This is a genomic window from bacterium (genome assembly GCA_030693205.1).
Lineage (GTDB): Bacteria > Patescibacteriota > Minisyncoccia > JAHIHE01 > JAHIHE01 > JAHILZ01.
The window spans coordinates 98,820-124,024 of record JAUYBG010000005.1 but is presented as its reverse complement, the minus strand read 5'-3'; the positions used below and the strand labels follow the sequence as shown (position 1 = coordinate 124,024).

Sequence of the window (25,205 nt, the reverse complement as noted above, 5' to 3'; positions counted from 1 at the left end):
TTTCGGGATCCATGTGTTATAGATCCTGAAATAAATTCAGGATGACAAATCCGAGCCTATTTCTAGGCTCGGATTTTTATATTCCAATAATTTCCACAATCTTATTCCTCGACATCTCGCCTTTAATTATCCTAATCTGCGATTTTGATACTTTGAAATATTCCGCCAAAAGCTCGATCATTTTCTTGTTCGCCTTGCCCTGTTCCGGCGCCACCGTCACATAAACTTTATACAACTCGCCGTCATTCGCGTCTACGCCTCCCAATGCCAAAACCGCTTGCTTTTCTACCTTGTTCGCTTTCGCATGCGGCGTAATATGACAAATTATTTTCATAAAATATTACATTCATCCCATCATTTTATCAAACTCCCCGCTCTCGATCGCCTCGATCATTTTCGGCGCGATCATTTTCACCATTTGTTTTTTTTGCCAATCGCTCATTCCCTTCCACTGCTTGATTATCATTCCCATCTGAGGATTATCCGGAATTTTTTCCTCGCCGGACGCCAATTTATCAATCGCTTTGTAAATAAAATCTTCTTTCTGCTCATCGTTCATTTTCTTAAAAGCGACTTTAAAAAGCCCCATTGTAATTTTGTTCTTTCCTAAAAAATCCAGAATTCCCATATAATTTATTTTATTTTAATAATTTAGTTATTGAATTTACAAATCAATTAATGTTTATCTTGTCTTTGATTTAAGATTTAAGAATAATGATTAATTGGGGTTTCATTCGTTAATCGTAAATCGTTTAAATTTTCCTTTCGACTTAAATTCCTCTAATCTCCACTTTCACTTTCCCTTTTAAAATTCCTGCCATCTCTTTTAGCTCCCCATCAGGATACGGCTTGATTTTCTCAAACTTTTTATCCAAAGTCTTAAGCGGACGAAATTGCTGAATAGCGTAAGATAACACTTTTTCCAAAACCCCCAAATCTTCCAGCCATTCTTTAATTTTAACAAAGTCTTCTTTTATTATCAACCCCGGCACCGCCGTGGTACGAAACTCCATGGAAACGCCGGCGGCAACGATCATTTTTAATGTTCTTTCAATATTTACTGTTTTGATTTCCGCATTTACAGTCTTGCGGTATTTTTCCGGCGAATTTTTTATATCAATGGCAAAATGATCAATAAGCTTTCTTTTGATAAGTTTTTCGATCATATCGGGATTAGTGCCATTGGTATCCAGCTTTACCAAAAAACCCATTTTTTTTATTTTTTCGATAAATTCCGGCAAATCCTGCCAGATGGTCGGTTCGCCGCCCGTAACGCACACCCCGTCCAGTTTTCCTTGCCGTTCGCCCAAAAAATCGAAAAATTCTTTTTCGCTGATTTGCGGCTGATCCTTTAATAATTCCGGGCTCACCAATTCCGGATTATGGCAGAATCCACAGCGGAAATTGCAGCCACTCAAAAAAACAACCGCGCTGATCTTGCCCGGATAATCGATTAAGCTAAATTTTTGTAAACCGCCAATAATCACAGTATCGAGTATCAGGTATTATGTATTAAGTATAATTTAATTTCTGTTTTATACCTAATACTTGATACTTAATACCTGATACAAAAAACTCTTACAAATAGCTTAAATAAATAATTCAAAAAATCCAGTTTTATTCCTTCATTTTATTCCCCTGCAATATATTCTTTTCTTTCCTCAAATTCCTGCTTTTTCCCGTTATTCCATTGCTGAACCGGCCGTAAATAGCCCACGACCCGGGAATAAACTTCACAGGGCTGCTTGATAACGCATTTGGGGCATTCAAAATGCTCACCGTCAATATATCCATGCTGAGGGCAAATACTGAAAGTCGGAGTTAAAGTTAAATAAGGCAGTTTATATTTCGTAAAAACCCGTTTCACTAAATTCTTAGCCGCTTCTCCGTTCGGAAGCCTTTCACCTAAAAATCCATGGAAAACCGTGCCGCCGGTATATTTAGTCTGAAGTTCGTCCTGATTATCCAAGGCATTAAACAGATCATCCGTTGTCCCAACCGGCATATGAGTGGAGTTGGTATAATATGGCTGAACTTTGGCGTTCTTATCTTTGACTATTTTTTCTCGATTGACTTTATTCATAGTTGAAATGAATCAAGAATCAAGAATTAGGAATCAATCCGCCGGCCAGCGAACATGATTCGTGATTCGTAATTCATAATTCGCTTAATATTTAGCAAATTATTATTTCTAGCCTTGTTGTAAATATAGTGTACACCTTAGCTGCTTTAAAACAACTGGGCACTCACTGTTTGTTTCTGCACCTTGGTGTTAACCAGACTAGCCACTAAATCCGCTTTTTCGTCTTTAGTATCCGGAACCGCTTTCGTCTTCGCCAAATCAATCTCGTTAGCACTGATAATTTCCGGATAACGCTCTTTGTCCGCTTTAGCCAACCGGAATGACGTACCTTCGCCAGGAGTCGCTTCCAAATTATACAGATTGCCCGTATCTTTTTGATAGACGACCATTTTATCGCGCATAAAATCCAGAATTTCAAGCGCTAATTTTTTCCCCTCAAGATCATTGATTCCTTCGCCCATAAAATTAACAAGCAATTCGTTCATTCCAATTATTCCGATAGTGGAAAAATGATTTCCCCAAAACTGGCCTCTTTTCTTTTTAATATTCTGCAGATAATGGCGGCAATAAGGGTACAATCTCTGATCGGTAAAAGATTCAAGGGTTTTGCGTTTTATCTCAAGACTTTCTTTTGCCAACTCCATTAATTTTTCCAACCTGCTCAACAATTCTTCTTTGGTATTTGATAAGTAGCCGATTCGCGGCAAATTAAGAGTAACCACGCCAACTGAACCGGTCAATGGATAAGCGCCAAATAATCCGCCGCCGCGCTTATAAAGTTCGCGATTATCAAGCCTTAAGCGGCAACACATACTGCGCGCGTCTTCCGGATTCATATCGGAATTAATAAAATTACTGAAATAAGGAATGCCATATTTGGCGGCCATTTCCCAGATCGGCTCCCAATAAGGATTATTCCAATCAAAATCCTTGGTAATATTATAAGTTGGTATCGGAAAAGTAAAAACCCTTCCTTGCGCGTCCCCTTCCAGCATTACTTCGGCAAAAATTTTATTTAAAATATTCATCTCTTCCTGAAAATCTTTATACTGTTCTTTTTGCGGCACTCCGCCAATAATTACCGCCTCTTCCCCCAGTGTCTTGGGAGGAATCAGATCCATGGTCAAATTCGTAAATGGAGTCTGAAAACCGACGCGGGTGGGAACATTCATATTGAAAATAAATTCTTGAAAAGCCTGTTTTATGCCTTGCTGAGTCAGTCCGTCATATCGTATGTAAGGAGCCAGCAGAGTATCAAAATTCGAGAAGGCCTGCGCGCCCGCCGCCTCGCCCTGAAGAGTATAAAAGAAATTTACAATTTGCCCCAAAGCGGTGCGAAAATGCTTGGGCGGCTTGCTTTGGATCTTGCCGATTACTCCGCCAAAACCTTGAGTCAGAAGATCCTTCAAATCCCAGCCGCAGCAATAAACCGCCAAAATGCCCAAATCATGAATATGAAAATCGCCGTCTTCATATGCCCGCCGAACAGCTGGCGGATATATTTTTTCCAGCCAATATTTGGTCGTGACAATATTAGCGATATAATTATTCAACCCTTGAAGAGAGTAGGCCATATTGCTATTTTCTTTCACTCTCCAGTCTATTTCCCGCAAATAATCATCCACGAACATATTGGAATTTTTCAATAATTTTTCGCCCTCTCGCAAAAATCTATGCTGTTCTCTGTAATTAATATACGCCCGCGCGGTTTTAAAAAGATTATTTTTCATCAGCACTTCTTCCACCACATCCTGAATTTGCTCCACCGTAGGAACTATATGGCCGTCAAAACGAATTTCCAAAATCGCCAAAACCTCTCCGGCCAGTTCGCGGGATTTTCTTTTTAGATCACTGACCTCAGCCGAGGCGGAAATCGCTTTTATAATAGCGCTGTAAATTTTTCCCTCATCAAAATCCACAATGCGCCCGTCGCGTTTCTTGATTTGATTCGATTTAATCGTATATTCATTTTTCTTAAGCATAATCTTTAAGCTAAATAAATAAAAACCAAAATGCAATATGTTAATTTTAAAAATATTTTGCTAAACTTTTAATTTTTTCCTGATGAATGCCGGCACGTCAAGTTCATCAGAACTTTGGATCGCGTCCACCCTCGAATCAAACTTTTTAATCTTTGGCTCAAATACTCTTTCTTCCGGTTTTTCATCCAACTTTTTGTTCGGCAAGATCTCTTCCAAGGTTTTTTCAAGGTTTCTTTCTTTAAATAAAACCGAGGCCATTCTTCCTTCGCTGCCAAAACCCGTAGCGATCACGATGATCTTCAGTTCGCCTTTCTTGATACTGTCATCAATTACCGCTCCAAAAATAACTTTCGCGTCGGGAGCGATCGAAGAAGTGATTATTCTGGCCGCCTCGTTTATTTCGATCATTCCCAGATCAGCGCCGCCGGAAATATTGAACAAAACGCCTTTTGCTCCATCAATAGAAAGCTCGAGCAATGGGCTGTTTATCGCCGCTTTTGCCGCTTCTACCGCGCGATTCTCCCCGGACGCAATTCCTATTCCCATCAAAGCGGATCCGGCGTCTTTCATAATTGTTTTAACATCATTAAAATCCACATTGACAATTCCCGGAATAGTGATCAGGTCGGAGATACCTTGCACAGCCTGCTTTAAAATATTATCAACTGTCTTGAAAGCATTGATCAACGAAGTTTTTTTATCAATTATCTGAAGCAAGCGTTCGTTGGGAATAACAATAATCGTATCAACTTTATTTTTTAGCTGTTCAAGCCCTTCCTCGGCTATGCGCGCTCTCTCAGCTCCTTCAAAAGTAAAGGGCTTTGTAACTACCGCCACGGTTAAAGCGCCAATTTCACGAGAAACTTCGGCAATAATCGGCGCGGCGCCTGTTCCCGTTCCTCCTCCCAATCCGCAAGTAATGAAAACCATATCAGCGCCCTTTAATACTTTTTCAATGTCTTTCTTGCTTTCCTCGGCTGCCGCTCTGCCCAGCTCGGGATTCATTCCCGCGCCTAATCCTCTGGTCAAAGACCGGCCAATATGTATTTTTTCAGTTGCCTGACTGTGATGCAATGCTTGAGCATCGGTATTAACGGCAATAAAATCAACGCCCTTGATCCTTCCTCCGATCATACGGCTAATGGCATTATTACCGCTTCCTCCCACGCCTATGACTTTTATCCTGGCAAACGTTTCAATTTCTGGTTTTACTTCTGGCATAATATTAATTTTACTTATTATCTGCTGTCGGGTGATTTAATTATATCTCAAAATAAATTTTAGGCAAGGATAAAAAAATAATTATCCAAAAAAAAACTTGACAAAAAAATTTAATCGTCTTTTATAAATTTTTAAGGAAGGAAATTCTTGAACAAACCGACTATTTTTTTAAATGTTCTCTTGACCATCTCGATTACCGGAGAATCTTCCTGATCCCCCTGATCCATTTGCCACAATACGATGCCGGTGGCTGTCGCAAAGGACGGATCGGAAATTTTATCGACAATTCCGCCTAAATCGTTTATTACGCCTATTTTTACCGGCAGCCTTAGGGTCTTTTTCGCCAAATCAATTGTTCCGGGAATTTTAATTCCTCCTCCCGTAAGCACCGCACCCTCGGGAAGCATACCGTCTTTGCCGATATATTTAAGCTCTTTGTTTACGTGTTCAAATATCTCTTCCAGCCTCGCTTCGATTATCTCGGCTAAATAATTCCTTGAAATATAGACATCGTCGGTTTGCGAATCATAATCTTTGAGGTTTATCTTATCTTTCTTGCTTATGTCTGAAGCGACAGCGTAACCGAAATCTCTTTTTATTTTTTCTGCCGCATCAATCGCGATCCTGAGGCCGATTGCGATATCGTTTGTTATATGCGCTCCTCCGATTGAAATGATTTTCGTGTGCAATAGAGATCCTTCTTCGTAAACCGCCATTCCTGTGGTTTCAGCTCCTATATCGATCAAAACCACCCCAAGCTCTTTTTGTCTTTTTCCAAGAACCGACCTGGCCGCGGCCAAAGGCGCCAGAACGAAAGGCTTTTCCGCTACCTCCAAACCGGACTGATTGATCACTTTGATTAAATTTTTAATAAAAGAATAATTGCCGCTGACGATCAGAACATTGGCTTCCAGCTTCATGCCATGCATGCCAACGGGGTCTTTTATATTTTTCTCGTTATCAACTATATAACTTGTTGGAATAACATGGATGATCGCTTTATTCGGGGGAAGTGAAACTGCCTGAGCCGTATCGATCGCTCGATTCACGTCTTCCTGGCTGATCTCGCTATCCGCCCGGCTCACCGCGATCACAGACTTGCTTTTTTGCAATGAAATATGCTCGCCGTTTATGCAGGATACGATGCGGTTGATCTGAACGCCACTGGCGCGCTCGGCCTGTTCCAAACAATTGGAAATATCCGTGGCAACGCCTTCAAGATCAACGATAATACCCTTCCTTAATCCCGAGGAAGGAATCGTGCTAACCCCCACAATAATAGGTTTTTTATTGCCACTTGACTGTTCCGCCACGACGATTCTGACCGCAGACGTGCCGATATCAAGTCCGGCTATTATATTAGACCGAAACATAAAGTAAATGATTAGAAACTATTGCAAAATTAAATAATAAATATTTAACTCTTTGTTTTTACCGTTTCCCTTGTAAATAAATCTCAAAACCTAAGCACCAAAACCCAAACAAACCTCAATTTTCAAATCTCAAAACCTAAAGGATCTTTTGTAAGCTGAAATTTAGAATTTGATTGGGATTTGAGATTTATGATTTGGAGCTTACGCTAATTATATCAAATTTTGAAAAATATAGCGAGAGTGATCAAAGAAGACATAACGCCGATGACCAATACCGCCGACGCCCCCAAATCCTTAATATTTCTTAATATTTCTCTCTCGTCATGACAAACGTTTTTATGGCTTGTTTGAGCCTCATCAGCACAACTAAGATGGTTTACTTCCGTTAAAAAATCCGTTATTCTTTCGAAAATAGTATTAATAATTTCAATCAATAAAATGATCAAAAAAATAAAACTGATAAAAATTATTTTTATCCAGCTAACTTCATAGAAAAACAATAAAATAGTAACCACGATAATGCCTATGACCTCCAGGCGAAAATTTTGTTCTGTTTCCAATAAATGCGCAAGGCCCCTTCCGGCGTAATAAAAACTTTTTGTAAATTTTTTTAGGTTGACCATGGGTTTTATTAAATTTATATTATTGTATAAAAATATTTTTTCCGGAAAAGCAATAACGTTTATAGCTTCTTAACAATAATTTTTCCCAGTATTTTTTCCTGCAATCCAAGCATTTTTTTCTCTTGGTCGGCGTTTTTTTCGTGATCGTATCCCGCCAGATGCAAAATTCCATGAATTAATAATCTGGCTGCTTCTTCTCGAATCGAATAACCATATTGCCGCGCCTGGCGCGAGGCAACCGGATAACAAATAAATATTTGCCCCAAATGGATAATATCATCCGGCGGAGCAATAAAATTAAATTTATTTTTTTGGTTTTCGAATGACAGCACGTCGGTCGCTTTGTTTTTTCCCCGCCAAATTCGATTTAATCCTTTCATTCTTTTCTCGCCGATTATAACCAGGCTGATCTCGATTTTTTTAGCGCTTTTTGCCAACTTCGGCAAATTTTCTAAAGTTTTACCGGCAATTGATCGAAAAAATTTTTCATCAACCTTGGATTTAGTCAAATTCTTGATTAATAACATGATCATCCAAAATATTTTATCGCATTTTAAATTAAAAAAAGCTTTATTTAGAAAGCAATTCTTTTACAATTCCGCTGACCATTGTTCCGTCAGCCTTGCCTTTTACTTCGGGCATTATAGAAGCCATAACGCGCCCCATTTCCTTGACCGAACTCGCGCCTGTTTTACCGATCGCATCGCTGACTATCTTCCTGACTTCAGCCTCGCTTAATTGAGGAGGCAAATAGATCGCCAAAACCGCCATTTCCGCTTTCTCTTTTTCAACCAGATCAAGCCGATTGGCTTTTTCAAATTCGCTGATCGAATCTTTTCTCTGCTTGATCTGAGACGAAATAACTCCGATCACTTCTTCGTTCGACAAAATGCTCTCCTTTTCTAAGTTTACTTCTTCCGAACCCTTGCTGAGTTTTGCCCTTTTGATAATTTCCGCATTCTTGATCGCTGCATTCAAGCTTCTTAGTACTAAAGATTTTACTTTGTCTTTTCCTTTAACCGCGATTATCAAGTCTTGACTGATCCGCTCTTTTAAGGAGTTTGCGTTAGAAATATTATTTTCCATTTTTTTAATTTAGTATATTATTTTGTAAAATTTTAATTTCTAGCGGGACAAGTTTTTTACCGGCTTTATAAAGGGAAGATAAAAAATATTCACCTTCCCTCTAAAAACCAATTTCAGGTCTTATTTATTTTTCTTCAGCATATGTTTAAAAAGCCGCTTATCGCGAATATCAAATTTTTCCTCATCTTTGCCAAGCTTTCTAAGCTGCTCTTTAATCTCGGAAATTTCCTGGCGCATTTTAGCTTCTCGGTGAACCCTTAATTTGCTTTTCGGACCCACAAAAAATCTCGTTTTTCGAGCATTTAACAAAACACCGCTTTGCTGAATTTTTCGAGTAAAACGCCTGATAAGACTGCCGGCTGTTTCTTTTTCTCTCCTTTTTACTTCAACCATAAATCACACCTCACTTTCAATATTTTAAAATATATTCCGCCGATGCGGGGATTTACCCCGGTACCAATCTCTTTGTGTAATTATAAATTGTATAATAAATAGCTTTTTTCTCTTATTATACTGATTTTTTAATTTTACAGAAAGATTGGTACAGGGGTTTATATAATACAATAAAGTTAACTAAATGTAAAGCTAGCTTATTTTAAAAAAATAAATTTAAAATTCTATGCCGGCTGTATATTTTCTCCAAGCCTCGCGCCCCCCAATAAATGTAAATGGATATGCAAAACTTCTTGCCCGCCGTCTCGCCCTACCCGGAATAAAAGCTTATAGCCTTTTTTTCCGATTCCTTCTTTTTCCGCGATTTTTTTTGCGGCAATTATCATTTTTCCCGCCAATAGAACGTCTTTTTCCGTTTCTCCCAAGAAATTTATCCCCTCAATATGCTCCTTGGGTATGATCAAAACATGAACCGGCGCCAAAGGATGAGCGTCTTTAAAAGCCAGAACATCGTCGCTTTCGTAAAGAATCTCCGCTTTTATTTCTTTATTTACTATTTTGCAAAAAACACACATGATCTAGTTTCCGTTTTTTATTTTTTTCTTAACCATTTTAACGATCTTGGCGCCGTCGATAATTTCTTGCATTCCGCTTTCCATATCGCGCAAAATAACCGTACCATCCAAAGATTCTTTCTGTCCGATTATAAGAACTATTTTTACCGCGAGCCTGTTGGCTACTCTTAACTGGCTTTTGATGCTGCCGCGGCCGAAAGATTCTGCCGCGGGAATGCCGGCTTCCAAGAGATCATTGAACAATTTAAAACTTTTTTTCTTGGCTTTGTCGCCCAATTGAACTATAAAAACCTTGGCTAAATAATTTTTTGACAAAGCAACGCGAGATGCTTTCAGCTGATCCACGATTCTTTCGATCCCCAAAGCCACTCCGATCGCCGGCGTTGGAGCGCCGCCCAGAATTTCCACCAAATCGTCATACCGGCCGCCGCCGCCCAAAGATAATTGTCTTTTATTATCCCCTTCAACAATAACCTCAAAAACCGTCTTTGTATAATAATCCAATCCTCTGACCAAATAGGGATTTAAAATGTACGGAATATTTATTTCGTCCAGATATTCGAGAACCGATTTAAAATGATTGTGGCATTCCGCGCATAAATAATCCACTATCTGCGGTGCGAACTCCCTCATGGCAGAACATTTTTCTTCCTTGCAATCCAAAAGCCTTAAGGGATTTTTACTTAATCGGCGGCGGCAATCCGGACATAATTTATTCGCCCGAGATTTATAATAATCCACCAAAGCGGTCTTGTATTTATTGCGGCATTTCGCGTCTCCGATACTATTGATATTGATAACAATATTTTTCAGTTTTATTTTTTTAAAAATGGAATAAACCAGCTGTATCATTTGCGCATCAAAAACCGGATCCAGACTGCCGATAATTTCAAAACCCGCTTGAGTAAACTGCCGCTGTCTTCCCGCCTGAGGCCTGTCATAGCGGAACATCGGCCCTGTATAGGAAAGCTTGACCGGCTGAGACCAGTTTGCCATACCATTGCTGATATACGCCCTTATTACGCCAGCGGTGCCTTCCGGGCGCAAGCTTAATTTATCGCCGCCTTTAGTGATCAAGCTGTACGTTTCTTTTTCCACTATATCCGTATTTTCCCCGATGCTCCTCAGAAACAATCTTGAATCTTCCAAGATAGGCGTTTCGATCCGGCTGAAGCCATATATCTTGCCCAGTTTATCCACAACAGAAAAAATATGATCCCGGTATAAATAATCGCTGGGCATTACATCTTGCATTCCTTTTGGAGCGATAAGATTTTCTAATTTTACTTTTGGCGACATAATATTAAATGATTATGAACTAATAAGTTATTTGCTGTGAAAATATTTTTAGGTTATTGAATGGCCAAGCGCGAACCCAAACTTTTCCAATGATAAATTTTTTGTCCACCGGCCCCCAATATCGGGAATCCGAGCTGAACTGCCTGTTATCGCCCAGAACAAAATATTGATTGTCCTCAAGCACGAGATCGATATTGCCCTTAGTCGCCTCTTCTTTATTCAGATACCCGGTTTCGTCTAGCAATAACCCCCAGGGATAAAGTTGCTTATTTTTGTCATAAATCACAACTTGCTCGTTTTTTATTTGTATTGTCTCACCCGGCAATCCGATAATGCGCTTGATATAAAATTGAGACATATCTTTCGGATAACGAAAAACAATAACATCTCCTCTTTGGGGCGCGTTATTCCTATAGCTAAACTCGTCAATGATCAAATACTCTCCATTATGAAATTGGGGCGCCATACTTGCTCCACTGACAAAAAAAGGCTGGATCAAATAATACCTGATCGGAATAACCACAATAGCCGATACTATTACTACCTTTATGATTTCTTTTAAAAAATCAAAAAAAACTTTATAAGATTTTTTCTGGTTGCTTTTCTCAAGATTTTCTTCGCGGCCCGACAGCTCGTCGATTTCTTTTTTAAGGCTTTTATACATAATATTCTAAATACAAATTTCAAAAATCAAATAACTCTTCAAATTCAAAGCCTAAAATCTCTCGCCGCGCAAGATCTGGTAAAGCCAGACAAATGACTTAATTTGACATTTGAATTTTAAAATTGATTTGACATTTGTCATTTGACTTTTGACTTTTGACTTTTGTCATTAAAAACTTTTTTTTGCTATTATCACTCACAATAACAATAACTCGCTATTTTTCATAGCTTATATTTACCTATCCATTGTACCACCCTATTGAATCAATTTCAAGTATCCTGTATATTTAGTATATACAATAAAATAATTCAATGAAAAAATCCCTATTTTTGATAATTTTTCTAATGATCATTGTTTCCGCTTTTGTTTTCATCGGCGCGAAATTTATGGGAGCGGCGGAGAACATTTACGAATTCGAAAACCCTTCAAAAAACGAGATCATCAGCCAATTCAAAAAAATTTTATTAGCCAGCGACAATGAATTGAGAAAAAACCCGAATAACGAAACTAACATCTTGCTTCTGGGCATTGCCGGTCCCAAACATAACGGGGAAAATCTGACGGATACGATCATTATCCTCACGATCTCGTCCGACCAAAAAACAGTAACCGTTAATTCTATTCCGAGAGATCTTTATGTCGAACTGCCGGAAAGCCAATATTGGGGCAAGATAAATTCCATCTATGCCCGATATGCCAAAGACGATCCCAGAAAAGGAATTAAAATTCTTTCCGAGGAGATCAAAAAGATCACCGGCATTCCCGCTAATTATTATGTTATAGCTAATTTTGAAGCTTTTAAGAAAATTATCGATGTAGCGGGCGGCATAGATTATACCTTGGAAGAAGACCTCGCTGATCCGACATTTCCCAACGACAGTTTTGGCTACGATCCGCTTTTTCTGAAAGCGGGCAATTATCATCTGGATGGCGATCTGGCTCTGAAGCTGGCCCGGTCGCGCCACAACATTGAAGGAGACTTTAGCCGCATCAAACGCCAGCATAAGATAATTTTTCTGTTAAAAGAAAAAATAGAAAAAAATAATCTTTGGGATAACATTTTCAAAGTAACGGATATTCTGAATATTATCGGTGAAAATGTCAAAACCGACATTTCTCTTCCTCAATTGCAAAAACTGAACGCCATCGCAAAGAACGTCGAAAATACAGAAAGCAAAATCCCTAATTCGAATATGGAAACAGGGTTATTGCGCGCTGATAATATAAACGAGGCGGATGTATTGCTGCCAAAAGATCCAAGCTATGAAGAATTGAAAAAGTTTTATCAGGAATAATGAGTTTAATTTTTAAAAACTAAAATTATGAAACTAATCATCGGCCTGGGAAATCCGGGTGAGAAATATAAAAAAACCCGGCACAATGCCGGATTTATGGCGCTTGATAAAATCGCCGCCAATTTTCCCCTCGACTCCGCTCGGGGCAAACAACTTAAATTTAACGCGGAAATTTCGGAAGGAATGATTGATGGCGAAAAAATTATTCTTGCCAAACCGCAAACTTTTATGAACGAATCGGGCAAAGCGGTCAAGGCTATCGCTGATTATTATAAAATCAATGTTGCGGATATTATCGTCATTCACGATGATCTGGATATTCAGCTCGGAAAATACAAGATCGCGCGGGGCCGCACTTCCGCCGGACACAAAGGAGTACAATCGATCATTGATGCGCTGGAAACAAAAGATTTTACCAGAATTCGGATAGGAATCGGGATTGAAGATAAGCCCCTCGACAAGCTCGGGGCAAAACAAATTCTTACAAAAGAATTTGTTTTGGAAAATTTTACAGCAGAAGAACAGAAAATAATTAATGCGGTTGTTGAAAAGACTATTCCTGTCATCCTGAATTCATTTCAGGATCTAAAAAAATAATTATAACACACAATAGTAATCCATAATACTATAAGTGAGTCTTAAAGATGCTGAAATAAATTCAGCATGACAAATATTAATTTGAAGTTTTGACAAAAAAATAAGGTCAAGAAAATAAATTCTCGACCGACATTAATACCCGATTTTCTTCCTGCAAGAATTATTTTAAAAGAACAAAAATTACTTCTCAAAATACTACCGACAAGTGAAAAGTTTTGCTTTATAAAAAGCTAACTTTAACTTATGGCTACTAGCATAACCAAGGAGGATAGGCATGCGTTCGCGACTTGCCAGTAGAATACTGAGAAGTAATGCACTGGATACATATTCGTTAGAACTAAATATTATAGCAGATATATAAAATTTGTCAATAGCAAAATAATTTTTCCTTTAAACCTAGTCTATGACCGACGATACTAAATATTATAACGCTTTTAATCTTATCGGAGAAATAGGACCGGTCAGATTTAAAAAATTATCGTTTTATTTTAAAAATTTGGAAAATGCCTGGCACGCCAGCGCTCAAGAACTGAAACAAAGCGGACTGGACGAATCGTTAACCGAAAAAATAACAAGCCTGCGCCCGGCAATCTCTCCCGATAAAGAATGGGAAAAATTAGCCAAAGAGCAAATCACTGCCATAACAATTAATGATAAAAATTATCCGAAACTTTTAAAAGAAAGTTATTCGCCTCCCGCGATACTCTACATAAAAGGCCAGCTGACCGAAGCCTTAAATTTTCCTCTGGCAGTTGTAGGATCAAGAAAAATATCCTCTTACGGCACCCAGGTAATAAACGATATCGTTGGCGGCCTGGCAAGATCCGGATTAAGCATTGTCAGCGGAATGGCATATGGCGTTGATACTGCCGCGCACGAAACCGCGATATCAAACGGCGCGAAAACGATCGCGGTTCTGGCTTCCGGACTTGATTCATACAATCTTTCCCCCCGGAAACAAATCGCGGAAAAAATCATCGCGCACGGCGCCCTTGTCTCCGAATACGCATTCGGAAAACCCGCGCTAAAACACCAATTCCCTCTCAGAAATCGAATTATTTGCGGACTCACTCCGGCAGTGCTGGTAGTCGAAGCGGCGGAAAAATCAGGCGCCCTCATCACAGCCAAGCTTGCTCTTGATTGCAATAGAGATGTCTTTGCGATCCCGGGCGGAATTCATTGGCCGAACTCGGTCGGAACAAACAATTTAATCAAGCAAGGAGCAAAAATAATCACCTCTTGCCAAGAGATTCTTGACGAACTAAACTTGACTAAAGCCAAGGAATATACTATTAATAGAAGTATTGTTTCCGCATCGCCGGAAGAAGAAACTATTTTATCTTTTCTCGGCGCCGAACCGCTCCACATAGACGCCATTGCTGAAAAAGTTAAAAACGATGCAAATAAAATATCCAGCGCTCTGACGCTTATGGAAATGAAAGGACTGGTGCGAAACTTGGGAAGCGGAAATTATGCGATAATGAAATAAATAATAATTCTAATATAATTTTTATCATAACCTATGAATTTAATAATAGTGGAGTCTCCGACCAAAGCAAAAACTATTTCAAAATTTTTAAGCGATGATTACATTGTCCGATCCTCCTATGGCCACGTCCGCGATCTGCCCAAAAGCAAACTCGGCGTTGACACAGAGAATGATTTTGAACCAGAATATATCTCAAACCCGAAAAGCAAAAAACATATCGCTGAGCTGAAAAGCATCGCCGCCGATGCCGATAAGATCATACTCGCTTCCGATGAAGACCGTGAAGGAGAAGCCATATCCTGGCATTTGGCTCAGATCTTAAACCTAGGAGAATTCGGCTCCAAAAAAGGCAAGAAAAAATATGAAAGGATCGTTTTTCACGAAATCACCAAATCTGCCATTGAAAAAGCTTTGGCTAATCCGCGCCAAATCGATATGCACCTAGTGGACGCCCAACAAGCGCGCCGCGTATTGGATCGCCTGGTCGGCTACGAACTCTCCCCTCTTCTCTGGAAAAAAATTCGCTACGGACTTTCCGCCGGACGCGTGCAATCGGTTGCCGTCCGCTTGATCGTGGAGCGCGAAGAAGAAATAAAAAAATTTATTCCCGATGAATATTGGGAAATAAAAACATTGCTTCAAAAAGCCTCGGTCAAATCCCGGTCAAATCCCGAAACGCAAACAAAAAAAGACGAAAGCTTCACCGCGCGATTAGTCAAAGTAAACGACGAAACTCTGTCGAAACTGGGAATCAAAACAAAAACCGAAGCGGAAAAAATCAAAAATGAACTGGACGGCGCGAAGTACAAAGTACTGGAAATAAAAAAGAAAGAAACGGGACGGAACCCTTTGCCGCCTTTTACCACCAGCACGCTTCAGCAAGCCTCAAGCAATACTTTCGGATACAGCGCCAAACAGACGATGATGATCGCCCAACAATTATATGAAGGTATGGAACTAGGCGCCGCCGGACCAGTCGGATTAATAACTTACATGAGAACCGACTCGCTTAATCTGAGTGAAGATTCCCTCGCGGCCGCCAAAACTTATATCACCGAAAAATTCGGCCGCGAGTACGCTGCCAATGAGCCCAGAAAATTCAAAACAAAAAGCAAAGGAGCTCAGGAGGCGCACGAAGCGATCCGTCCCACCAACCCCGCGCGCGACCCCGAAAGCATAAAAGAATTCCTCGACAGCAAACAATTCAAAGTCTACCAGCTTATTTGGCAAAGAATGATGGCCTCTCAAATGGCCAGCGCCATAATTGATTCGACCAGCGTGGATATAAACGCCGAAGCGGCAAATAAAAAAAATTACACTTTGCGGGCAAACGGATCAATAATAAAATTTGACGGATTTTTAAAAGTTTATCCGACTAAATCAGAAGATGTTATCTTGCCCATACTGGAAAAAGAAGAAAAATTGGATTTGATAAATACTGCGACCGAACAGCGCTTCACTTCGCCTCCGCCAAGATATAATGAGGCAAGCTTGATTAAAGCGCTGGAAGAATTCGGCATCGGCCGACCGTCCACCTACGCGCCAACCATCAGCACGATTGAAGACCGCGGCTATGTGGAAAAAATTGAAAAAAGATTCCATCCCAAAGAAATCGGGGTTCTGGTCAATAAGGTTTTAGTTGAACATTTTCCTCAAATAGTCGACATAAAATTCACCGCTGCCATGGAAGAAAGCCTGGATGAAATCGCGGAAAATAAAAAACAATGGGTGCCGGTTATAAAAGAGTTCTACGGCCCGTTCAAAAAAAACTTAATAAAAAAAGAAAAAGAAATAAATAAAAAAGACTTGACTGAAGAAAAATCGGACGAAAAATGCCCCAAGTGCGGCTCGCCAATGATAATCAAGCTCGGACGCTTCGGAAAGTTTATGGCTTGCACCAATTACCCGGACTGCAAAACCACCAAGCCAATGGGCGAAGAAAAAGCCCTAAAAGAATCTCTAATAAACGAAAAATGCGCCTTGTGCGGCGCGCCAATGCAGGTCAAATACGGACGCTTTGGAGCGTTCTTGGGTTGCAATAAATACCCAGAATGCAAAAATATTAAAAAAATAGAAAAACTAATCGGTATGAAATGCCCCAAATGCGGCGAAGGAGAAATTATCGAGAAAAAAGGCAAATTCAAAAGAATTTTCTATGGTTGCAACCAGTACCCAAAGTGCGATTTTACAAACTCAAAAAATCCGATAAACGAAGCTGAAACGAAAGAATAAATTAATATTTCATTTCTCTATTAAAAAAATCTCGTAATCGGGATTTTTTTAATACCTCATTGCCCAAACCCCTTAATCTCTTCGTCGATCCCGATAAAAATTATACGCCACTAAAATAATTAAAATCACTATCGCTATTGTCTTCCAATCTCTTGCCAGCGACCACTCGGGCTTCATCTCCAAATTCATATGCACATTTTTGGCTTCGGAGACCTCAAACGCATCGCTTTGATATGGATAATAGCCCGTGGCTTCGGCTTTGAGATAATAGGAGCCGGCCGGAACCAGGAAAGAATATTTGCCGGTAGCATCCGTGGTCTGGGGATTTTTTTGATCAAAATCTTGGGCGTTCCAAAGTTCGTATTGATTGATGTCAAAATTATAATTTGTATTTTGTGTTTTGGAATTTGTTTGGTCATTGGAATTTGGGATTTGGGATTTTGAAGTGTCGGCATTAAGTCTATAGATAGAAATTTTTACATTCGCAATTCTTGTTTCCGCGCCATCAGTTTCTAACCTGAATACATACCCTTCCGGATCAATCACAGTGATTAAGCGAATCTCTTTGGCAGGAATAGCCGGGTCTTGGTAGCTGATTAAAGAAATAATTTCGTATTCACCGGTAACAGCCGGAGTTTGAATATCAGCGGTCCAGATGCCGTCTTTGTCAAAGTCAGAATATTGGAATTGAGCCAAGACAAAGCGCTGCTCGACTTCTATGGGTTTAGATTCTTGAGCGGAAACGGAAGGAATTAGAAAAGAAGAAATATCATCCCAAAAAGATAGACCTTCTGGCGCGGGATTGGCGGAATAGGCGCTTTTTTTCAAAGCCAAATAGCCGCTGATGGAGCGGGCGGGCTGGTTGGGTTTGATGGCGATATTCAAATTGATTGAAGAAGGCGCGGAGATTTTTTGTTTCAGGGAATTCTCATCCAGCACCAGGGAAGAATCAAGATTGATTTTTCCCGAGGCGGCGGAAACAAAGACGATTTCTGAAGGTATTTGTTCCTTTAGATCGGCGGGAAGATCAACTAAAGGCGCTGGATTGCTGTCCGCCGGCTGAAGCTTGAGAATTTTCCAGAGATTGGGAATGCTAAAGCTGACGGATGGAATGCGGGAAGCGATATCGGAAATTTGAGAGATGCCAAGCTTTTTAAAAGTTTCGGACAAAGAAGAGAATTTTTCACTGAAAAAAGAAATTTCATTGGATTGAGGGAAAAAGTTTTTAACTTCCGGCAGTTTTATGAGATTCCAATCGGGATTAACAGGCTCGGGTTTTTCCGGCGGAGTTTCAAAATATGGAGGCGGGGTAGCTAAAGGCAAAGGGGGCAGGAGAAATTGAAGCGGATGGAATTCTTGCCGGTTTCGGAGAAGCGGAAAGCGCCCCCTCGACTCCGCTCGGGGTAAAAGGCGAAGGCTGGGTTTGGGGCAAAGAGGTAACAAGAATAATGGAAGCGGAAACAATTTCAGAACTTACGCCGTATTGAGTATAAAATTTTGCGTAGATAGTCCTTCTTATCCCTTGTTTGGGAATTTGATTGCCGGGAATCGGCAACAGCTCGTATTTTATTTCCTGTTGATATGGAATTTGACTGGCATTTTTAAAATCAGGAGATTCGGAAATAGCCATTCTGACAGTATCCGAACCGGCAACAAGAGAAAGATTAACTGTAAAGCTATTGGTATATTCAACTCCTTGATTGATGGAAATTTTAAATCCAGCTTCGGGATTAGTCGAGCTGGCAGAAGGAGGCACCGGCGGATTGTAAGCCGCTGGCGGCAAACCTCCGCCGCTTCCTCTCGCGCTTTGCGGTCGCCAATCGGTTTTAACTTTGTAATCTCCGCCGAAAATAATCCAGCCGACAGTTTCGCTCAAAGCCGAGCCGGTGAATTCGCCCGATGAATTGATAATCACGCCGCCGCTGGCCGGATTGAATTTTATCCAGCCCGTATTCTCGCTCCAGCCATACCCCGATAAATTTCCCGCTCCATCATTAAGAACATTGGATAAATTTATCCAGCCGACAGTTTCGCTTAAGGCATAACCAGAAAGCGCGGAATCCGTAACATGAACATTTCCATTGCTCGCGCCGAAATTCACCCAGCCGATGTTTTCTCCCCAAGCGTATTTATTCGTTGAATCAATCGTGCCGTCGGTGGTGGAAGCGAAAGCGGGAAACGCAAAAACAGCTATTGCCATTGCCACTATAATAAAAGAATGAATTATTTTAAAATTTTTCATCATCTGCTGTTTTTAATTTTTTAATTTCATCTCCGCCGCCGAGATAATTCTTTTTAGAAACAATCGGCCTGCCTAATTCTTTTTCCAATTCTTTTCTGGCGTTTCCCGCTATTTTCCCGCCTCTATTCGCGTCTTTTTTTAATTTTGACAAGCCTTCCGAATTTTCTTGGCGATGAATTTCAGTGGTTGATCTCTCGCCCAGCATAGTGAAAATAAGCTCAAAATCATCCATATGATCGCGCAAATTTTCACGTTTCAATCCTTTCAATTTTTTATATTCATTCGGCTTTAATCCAAAAGCGGCTTGCGAAATTTCCGCCGTCAGAATTTCATAATCTCTCTGTTCTCTCGCTCCTCGTTTCTGCCATTCATCAGTCAATTCTTCGCGAATAGCAATGCCGCGCATTCTTTTCTCAATCCAGCCATCGCTATATCCTTTGGCTTTATACAACATTCTTGTTCTTTTTGTGGCTAATTCCGGATCTTCTATTTCTTTAACTCGCTCGTAACCGACCCTCGCCAACCAACGTTTAAATGGCTCGGCTTTGGGCGATGGAATTGATTGGATTATGCGAAAAATACCTTCTGTATTAGCACAATCAGTTTCATATTTTTTACCGTCAGAAGCTTCCAATTTCAGTCCGTGACAAAATGTCACGACCTCACTGCCTTCTTCGATTAATCTTTGTTTCAACTTTCTCCAATAAGCGCCGGCATCAATACTATCAGTTAAAGCGCCACATATATCAATTACCGAAAACCACCACTCATTATTATGAATAGTTTTTCTTATTTTTTTACCTCTGAATAAAGCAATTTTAGCTGTAGTAATAATTTCTTTTGGCATAAAATTCAACTTTTTTTGTCCGCTTATGCTATAATAAAAACACTGTTACTTTTTATATTTCTTATATGACAAATAATATCACAAAATCCGAACACCGCAACGAGAGAGAGAGAGAGAGAGAGAGAGGGAGAGAGGGAGGGAGAGAGAGAGAGAGAGAGAGAGAGAGAGAGAGAGTAAATCCGCGCTCAGATGTTTTTTCTTTTCAAAATCTTTTAGGGGCTTATTATCGATGCCGAAAAACAAAAAGAAAAAGCTCAAGCGCGGCAAAATTTGAAATAAATTTTGAAAGAGAGCTTTTGAAACTTGAGGAAGAGCTCCAGCGCCATACTTATGAATCCGGCCGCTCTATCTGTTTTGCCATTACCGATCCCAAATTGCGCGAGGTCTGGGCCGCTGATTTTCGCGACAGAGTCGTCCATCATTTGCTTGTCAGCCGTCTTGAGCCCATATGGGAAAAAATGTTTATCTTTCATTCGTATGCTTGCCGGCGGGAAAAAGGCGCCCACAAGGCTATCTGCTATCTTAACAAAACAATCTCTCCAAGCTTATTTTTTCTCCAAGCGGATATTCAAAGCTTTTTTGTCAGTATAAATAAAGATGTTTTGTCTTCTCTTGTCAAAAAATATATCAAAAATCCTGAAATCGTATGGCTCACTGAAAAAATAATTTTCCATGATCCGACCAAAAATTACTTCGCCAAGGGCGATCTGAAACTGCTCGCTTCCGTACCGCCGCATAAATCGCTTTTTGGCAAAAATGATTGCGGTCTGCCGATCGGCAACTTGACCAGCCAGTTTTTCGCCAATATTTATTTGAATGAGCTTGATCAATTTGTTAAACATTCTCTCAAATGCCGATATTATTTCCGCTATATGGACGATCTGCTGCTGCTTCATTCTTCAAAAGAACAGCTGCTTCTGTGGAAAGATGATATAAATAATTTCGTTGAAACCCGCCTGAAGCTCAAGCTCCATCCTAAAAAACAAATTCTTCAGCCGGCGATAAATGGCATCAATTTTTGCGGCTATATCATCAAACCCGGCTATGCGCTTATCCGGCGGCGAACCGTGAAAAAACTAAAGAACAAACTATGGCAATTCAATAAAAAAATATTAGACTCGCTTTCTCCGAATAATACGCCGCGCGCTTGCGATATGATTTTTGACGATCCGTTTATTATTTTCGCCAACCCGGAATTTTTAGAAAATTTCCGCCATATTTTTTCGTCAATTAATTCAGTTTACGGATTTTTCAAGCACGCTGATTGCTATAATTTACAAAAGTCGCTCTTTGAAAAACATTTTGGAATTTTAAAGATTTATCTGATTCCGGCAGATGAAAATTACGGTTATTTTGTCTGGGACGAGGATTAAAAAACTGTTTCAATATTTTAAAAAGCAAATTAAACCTATCGGCACTAAGTCTTTATTTCTGTCATTCCGATTTGCCAGCAGGCAAAGAGGAATCCCTTAAACACACAAAAATAGTGAGTACAAGTGATTTCTCATCGTCTGTTGACGGATTCGAAATGACAAAAAAATATCATTGAAATTCCTTAGCAAGAAGCTTAGCGAAACCAAAATTGAAGCTGGATTGTTGCCAGAACTAACGAACGCAACGAACACTGACGGTAGTACTGGTCTTAGTAGTGGTATCCGTAGGGCCGGTGCCCAAGTACGTATACCAGGCGCTGAACGTGGTGTGGGAAGTAGTAGTAGCTGACCAAAAAAAGTAACCGGCTGAAGATAGATTGCCCCAGGAACCATTGATATACGCTTGCATCAGTTCTTTCTGGCTAGGCAAACGCCATCCGCCGCTATTTCCCGCTACCGCCGCTCCTAAAGTTTCGCATCCAGTCATGCTTCCTGCTGACTGTTTTACGCACTTACAAGCGATTTCGCCATGAGTGCCGCAGGCTCCGTCGTCTCCAAGAAGTTGGTTTGGATATTTACAATTATTGGCCGAGAACCAACTGCTAGTACCTGTTCTAATTGACCACACCAAGCCGGTGCTGTTGTCTTTTTTATCTGCGTTAGTAGCGTTAATTGCGCCAGTATCGCAATAATTATTCCCAACATTACAGGTTGTCCATATTGCGGCATAGCTATCAGCAGGCATAGTTCCATCATCATTATAATCATCCACTCCTCCTGTGTTTATAGGATAATCCGAACTGATCGCGGTTATATTTACCTTTGCCAATGTACCGCCTCCGCCGGTAGTTGCCAAACTATTTGCCACTATATATCCAACTCCTGCTTCGACGATTGAATCAACTGAAATAACCGTTCCTCCGCTTACGGTAACATTCACGGTTCCGAGACTGCCATTTGTTTGAACAACTGTCAAAACCTGCGCGCCGTTAGTGTATCCGGATCCTCCGGCATTCAGGGTTACAGTGACGAGAGATCCGAACCGGCTAGTGCCATTATAAAGATTTTTCAGAAGCGTGCCCGAAACTCCAAAAATATCCACACCTGAAGCGATATTAGTCGCCACTAAATTAGTATCGCTAGCGGTGCAAGTTTTTGAACCGGAATAAAGACCATCGGGAATGTTGAACGACAACAAGCTGTTACTTCCGGAAACATTAGCTCCAGCCGCCACGCTGCCTGTAATCTCTAAACCGGCCACCCAGGCTTTTTTACCAGTTAAAATATTACCAGCAATAGCGTCGCCCGAAGAAGTGTTAACTACATTTGAATTGCCCGAAACTCCAAAAATATTAGCGCCAGATTTGATATTTCCAGCAATTAAATCCACATCGCCGGGCAAATTTCCGCCGCTATAATAACCTGCTGTAACTGCTTGATTGGAGGCGCCGCAAATCAAACCAAAACTACTATTATTTGCCATTGAACCAGTTTGCAAATTCCAATCCCCCTGCGAACCGCCAAAAAATGTCTTGCCGCTTAAAACATAGTCAGGCGAGGCATCGCCGCCCGAAGGCACAAGCGTGCCGGTCTTCCCGAGATAAATCGTATCCTTTTTAACTTGGTTAGCGGAAATCAAGCCGGCCAAAGCATTGTAAATTTCGGTCAAAGTGCGGCCGGTTCCTTCCAAGTTGTCCGAGAAAGTAAAACTATGCGCGCCCTCGGTTGCCGGAGTATTACTAGCAATAAAATTGTAAATTTCCGAAATAGTATAAAACTTCGCGCTTGGTTCGCCTCCGCCGGAAGGCGGCGTGATAGTGCCGCCTTTAACAACCGTAAAAATAATCAAGACCGAGATTAGAACGGTTAAACCGCTTTTAACCCCGCTGGATAAATTTTGTTTATTAAAAATTTTCATGTTATTTTAAATATGGATTTAAAAATCAAAAAAGCGTCAAAAAAAAGACGCTTTACTCGACAGGTAATTTAAACAAACTAAAACTCGGCGAGTCTCGTTTACTCTCTCTCGCGTATTTCAGGCATACGACTGAAATATATTGATAGTTTTGTCTAATCATGGTTATATTATAGCATAACAAAAATTTAATGCAAACTGCAAGTCGGCTAAGCGGATTTTATTTATACCTCAACGCTTCGAGAGGATTCAAACGGCTGGCGCGCCGCGAAGGATATAATCCTGTTATAAAACCTACTGCCGTGGAAAAAATTATGATGAAAAGCACGAAACTGTTCGATGTATAGAATAGATTAACCTGCTGACCGCCGAAATTCTTAGCCAAAACATTAATACCCGCATTTACAGCATAGGTGCCCACGAATCCAAGAATGATCCCGACTGTTCCGCCCAAAAAACCAATAATAACCGATTCTGCTAAAAACAATTTCCAAATATCCTGGCGGGAAGCGCCGAGCGCTTTCATAATTCCAATTTCCTGCGTTCTTTCGAGAAGAGCGATAGTCATTGTGTTGAACATTCCAATAGCTGATACGATCAACGCCACCGCGCCAAACACCGAAAGAATTATCTGAATAGCCTGAAAGATCCTGTCCGTATCACTGACAGTATCGCTCATCGCCGTCGGAGTAAAACCGATAACTTCAATTTCAGCTTTTATCTTTGGAATATCTATCTGGTTCCGGGCAGTTAATTTTAACTGCGTATAAAAAGGAATATTTAAGTCTTCCACGGAATCCATTGGCATATAAGCATAACTTTCGGCATTATCATCAATAATGCCGACGATTTCATAGGTTTTTTCTATGCTTTTTATAACGACCTCTTCCGTATCAACCAAATTTCCAGTTTCATCGATCTTCGGCATATATAATTCAAAACGAGCCGTTTTCCCCAAAGCATTGTCTTTATTCAAATTAAAAAGCTGCAAAGTAGCAGCCGAGATAACAATTTTATTATCAGTGTCACCGGTAAAAAAATCACCTTTTATGACCTTAATTCCTTCCATTCGGAAAAAGGATGTTTTAACTAAAATAGTCGAAATAGCACCGCTTAATTCATCAACCTTCATCATTGAACTGGCTCTAAAAATAGGACTCACTTCAGTAATCTCGTTTATAGATCTTATTTTCTCAATTTGATTTTTATCCATTTTTACCAGCGCATTGGAATCAACTTTAATATCCATTGAGAGTAGCGAGGTCGCAATCTGGCTGATCAAAACATGCTGCAGTCCCGAGCCCAATGAAACCAAGAACAATATGGCGCCAATACCCACAGAAATACCTAAAATTGTAAGCGAAGTTCTCAGCTTATTGGTTTTAAAAATTCTCGTAGAGAGCCTAAAAATATCAATTATGCGCACAGATTTATTTTATCGTATATTTTTTACTTTTGCTTAGAAAGAAATTTTTTCACTTTTTCCGCCACTTCCGCCGGAGTATTATAAGCTTTGATCCACCAATCCTTGGCGCCTAGGCGCTTGCCTTCAGCCTGATCATCGGGAGAAGCAAGATTAGTGAGAACAATAGCGGGAATCTCCTTAACCCCGGGAATGGAACACCTGCCTTTTTCTTCCAAAACGTCAAAACCATCTTTAACCGGCATTAAAATATCAAGAAGGACCAGATCCGGGCGAGTATCCCTAATATCCCTAAGCCCTTGTTTCCCGTCTTGAGAGATCAAAACAAAGAAGCCTTCGTTCTCCAGTTTCGTTTTGTACATCTCCATAAGATCTTTATCGTCTTCAATTAAAAGAATATACTTTTTACCCTCAGGGCGTTTAAATGGTTTAGCGGGAGCGCCGCCAAGAGCAGATAACATTCCTTTTAAAGTCATAATTTAAAAAATTAAAA

25 protein-coding genes are annotated in these 25,205 nt (G+C 40.2%); 5 read left to right on the top strand and 20 right to left on the bottom strand.

The genetic code is table 11. The features are described from left to right. Positions 1-76 precede the first annotated feature (76 nt). The 14 genes from Q8N37_00850 to lepB all read right to left on the bottom strand — a co-directional run bounded on the left by Q8N37_00850 (position 77) and on the right by lepB (position 11,299). Positions 77-334 (bottom strand): DUF167 domain-containing protein, encoded by a 258-nt coding sequence (locus Q8N37_00850; GenBank protein MDP3057054.1) that lies wholly within the window; start codon positions 332-334, stop codon positions 77-79. 12 nt (positions 335-346) lie between these two features. Beyond that, positions 347-628: a hypothetical protein gene (locus Q8N37_00845; protein MDP3057053.1), complete on the bottom strand. Its 282-nt coding sequence runs from the start codon at positions 626-628 to the stop codon at positions 347-349. A 142-nt stretch (positions 629-770) separates the two neighbouring features. Next, complete coding sequence (locus Q8N37_00840) at positions 771-1,487, bottom strand: anaerobic ribonucleoside-triphosphate reductase activating protein (GenBank protein ID MDP3057052.1); 717 nt, start codon at positions 1,485-1,487, stop codon at positions 771-773. 143 nt (positions 1,488-1,630) lie between these two features. Beyond that, positions 1,631-2,092 (bottom strand): anaerobic ribonucleoside-triphosphate reductase, encoded by a 462-nt coding sequence (nrdD, locus tag Q8N37_00835; protein ID MDP3057051.1) that lies wholly within the window; start codon positions 2,090-2,092, stop codon positions 1,631-1,633. 137 nt (positions 2,093-2,229) lie between these two features. Continuing rightward, complete coding sequence (locus Q8N37_00830; protein MDP3057050.1) at positions 2,230-4,065, bottom strand: ribonucleoside triphosphate reductase; 1,836 nt, start codon at positions 4,063-4,065, stop codon at positions 2,230-2,232. A gap of 60 nt (positions 4,066-4,125) precedes the next feature. Next, complete coding sequence (ftsZ, locus tag Q8N37_00825) at positions 4,126-5,286, bottom strand: cell division protein FtsZ (protein MDP3057049.1); 1,161 nt, start codon at positions 5,284-5,286, stop codon at positions 4,126-4,128. Positions 5,287-5,417: 131 nt separating this feature from the next. Beyond that, a complete protein-coding gene (ftsA, locus tag Q8N37_00820) occupies positions 5,418-6,659 on the bottom strand; it encodes a cell division protein FtsA (GenBank protein MDP3057048.1) in 1,242 nt (413 codons plus the stop codon). Between the two features lie 215 nt (positions 6,660-6,874). Continuing rightward, positions 6,875-7,282 (bottom strand): diacylglycerol kinase, encoded by a 408-nt coding sequence (locus Q8N37_00815; protein ID MDP3057047.1) that lies wholly within the window; start codon positions 7,280-7,282, stop codon positions 6,875-6,877. 59 nt (positions 7,283-7,341) lie between these two features. Further along, complete coding sequence (gene ybeY, locus Q8N37_00810; GenBank protein MDP3057046.1) at positions 7,342-7,815, bottom strand: rRNA maturation RNase YbeY; 474 nt, start codon at positions 7,813-7,815, stop codon at positions 7,342-7,344. Between the two features lie 37 nt (positions 7,816-7,852). After that, positions 7,853-8,368: a GatB/YqeY domain-containing protein gene (locus Q8N37_00805; protein MDP3057045.1), complete on the bottom strand. Its 516-nt coding sequence runs from the start codon at positions 8,366-8,368 to the stop codon at positions 7,853-7,855. Between the two features lie 120 nt (positions 8,369-8,488). Next, positions 8,489-8,761 carry a 30S ribosomal protein S21 gene (locus Q8N37_00800; GenBank protein MDP3057044.1) on the bottom strand — a complete coding sequence of 91 codons (273 nt, stop codon included), beginning with the start codon at positions 8,759-8,761 and terminating at the stop codon, positions 8,489-8,491. A 224-nt stretch (positions 8,762-8,985) separates the two neighbouring features. Further along, positions 8,986-9,336, bottom strand: a complete 351-nt coding sequence (locus Q8N37_00795; protein MDP3057043.1) for a histidine triad nucleotide-binding protein — start codon at positions 9,334-9,336, stop codon at positions 8,986-8,988. Between the two features lie 3 nt (positions 9,337-9,339). Continuing rightward, positions 9,340-10,635 (bottom strand): histidine--tRNA ligase, encoded by a 1,296-nt coding sequence (gene hisS, locus Q8N37_00790; GenBank protein ID MDP3057042.1) that lies wholly within the window; start codon positions 10,633-10,635, stop codon positions 9,340-9,342. Between the two features lie 19 nt (positions 10,636-10,654). After that, entirely contained in the window at positions 10,655-11,299 is a 645-nt protein-coding gene (lepB, locus tag Q8N37_00785; protein MDP3057041.1) for a signal peptidase I, read from the bottom strand. A 311-nt stretch (positions 11,300-11,610) separates the two neighbouring features. Between lepB and Q8N37_00780 the strand changes: the two genes are divergently transcribed. The 4 genes from Q8N37_00780 (at position 11,611) to topA (ending at position 16,912) form a co-directional block, all read left to right on the top strand. Then, positions 11,611-12,594: an LCP family protein gene (locus Q8N37_00780; GenBank protein MDP3057040.1), complete on the top strand. Its 984-nt coding sequence runs from the start codon at positions 11,611-11,613 to the stop codon at positions 12,592-12,594. Positions 12,595-12,621: 27 nt separating this feature from the next. Continuing rightward, complete coding sequence (gene pth / locus Q8N37_00775) at positions 12,622-13,191, top strand: aminoacyl-tRNA hydrolase (protein ID MDP3057039.1); 570 nt, start codon at positions 12,622-12,624, stop codon at positions 13,189-13,191. A gap of 403 nt (positions 13,192-13,594) precedes the next feature. Then, positions 13,595-14,680 (top strand): DNA-processing protein DprA, encoded by a 1,086-nt coding sequence (gene dprA, locus Q8N37_00770; protein MDP3057038.1) that lies wholly within the window; start codon positions 13,595-13,597, stop codon positions 14,678-14,680. Positions 14,681-14,713: 33 nt separating this feature from the next. Further along, complete coding sequence (gene topA, locus Q8N37_00765) at positions 14,714-16,912, top strand: type I DNA topoisomerase (protein MDP3057037.1); 2,199 nt, start codon at positions 14,714-14,716, stop codon at positions 16,910-16,912. Positions 16,913-16,984: 72 nt separating this feature from the next. Here topA and Q8N37_00760 read toward each other — a convergent pair whose 3' ends face one another. Genes Q8N37_00760 through Q8N37_00750 form a run of 3 tightly spaced genes read right to left on the bottom strand, consistent with a single transcriptional unit; the run spans position 16,985 to position 20,001 of the window. Beyond that, a complete protein-coding gene (locus Q8N37_00760) occupies positions 16,985-18,235 on the bottom strand; it encodes a carboxypeptidase-like regulatory domain-containing protein (protein MDP3057036.1) in 1,251 nt (416 codons plus the stop codon). Continuing rightward, positions 18,204-19,157, bottom strand: coding sequence for a hypothetical protein (locus Q8N37_00755; GenBank protein ID MDP3057035.1), 954 nt, complete (start codon positions 19,155-19,157; stop codon positions 18,204-18,206). Before Q8N37_00755 ends, Q8N37_00760 begins: the two co-directional genes overlap by 32 nt. Continuing rightward, positions 19,141-20,001 carry a Bro-N domain-containing protein gene (locus tag Q8N37_00750; GenBank protein ID MDP3057034.1) on the bottom strand — a complete coding sequence of 287 codons (861 nt, stop codon included), beginning with the start codon at positions 19,999-20,001 and terminating at the stop codon, positions 19,141-19,143. Before Q8N37_00750 ends, Q8N37_00755 begins: the two co-directional genes overlap by 17 nt. Before the next feature lie 65 nt (positions 20,002-20,066). On the opposite strand from Q8N37_00750, the gene Q8N37_00745 reads away from it, so the two are divergent. Then, positions 20,067-21,374, top strand: a complete 1,308-nt coding sequence (locus Q8N37_00745; GenBank protein ID MDP3057033.1) for a reverse transcriptase/maturase family protein — start codon at positions 20,067-20,069, stop codon at positions 21,372-21,374. A gap of 232 nt (positions 21,375-21,606) precedes the next feature. Here the strand turns inward: Q8N37_00745 and Q8N37_00740 are convergent, their stop codons facing one another. The 3 genes from Q8N37_00740 to Q8N37_00730 all read right to left on the bottom strand — a co-directional run bounded on the left by Q8N37_00740 (position 21,607) and on the right by Q8N37_00730 (position 25,188). Next, the gene (locus Q8N37_00740) at positions 21,607-23,292 is read right to left on the bottom strand and encodes a DUF1566 domain-containing protein (GenBank protein ID MDP3057032.1); all 1,686 of its coding nucleotides are present in this window, start codon (positions 23,290-23,292) and stop codon (positions 21,607-21,609) included. Positions 23,293-23,509: 217 nt separating this feature from the next. Next, on the bottom strand, positions 23,510-24,715 hold the full coding sequence (locus Q8N37_00735) for an ABC transporter permease (GenBank protein MDP3057031.1): 1,206 nt from the start codon (positions 24,713-24,715) through the stop codon (positions 23,510-23,512). A gap of 23 nt (positions 24,716-24,738) precedes the next feature. Continuing rightward, complete coding sequence (locus Q8N37_00730) at positions 24,739-25,188, bottom strand: response regulator (GenBank protein ID MDP3057030.1); 450 nt, start codon at positions 25,186-25,188, stop codon at positions 24,739-24,741. Positions 25,189-25,205: the final 17 nt, after the last annotated feature.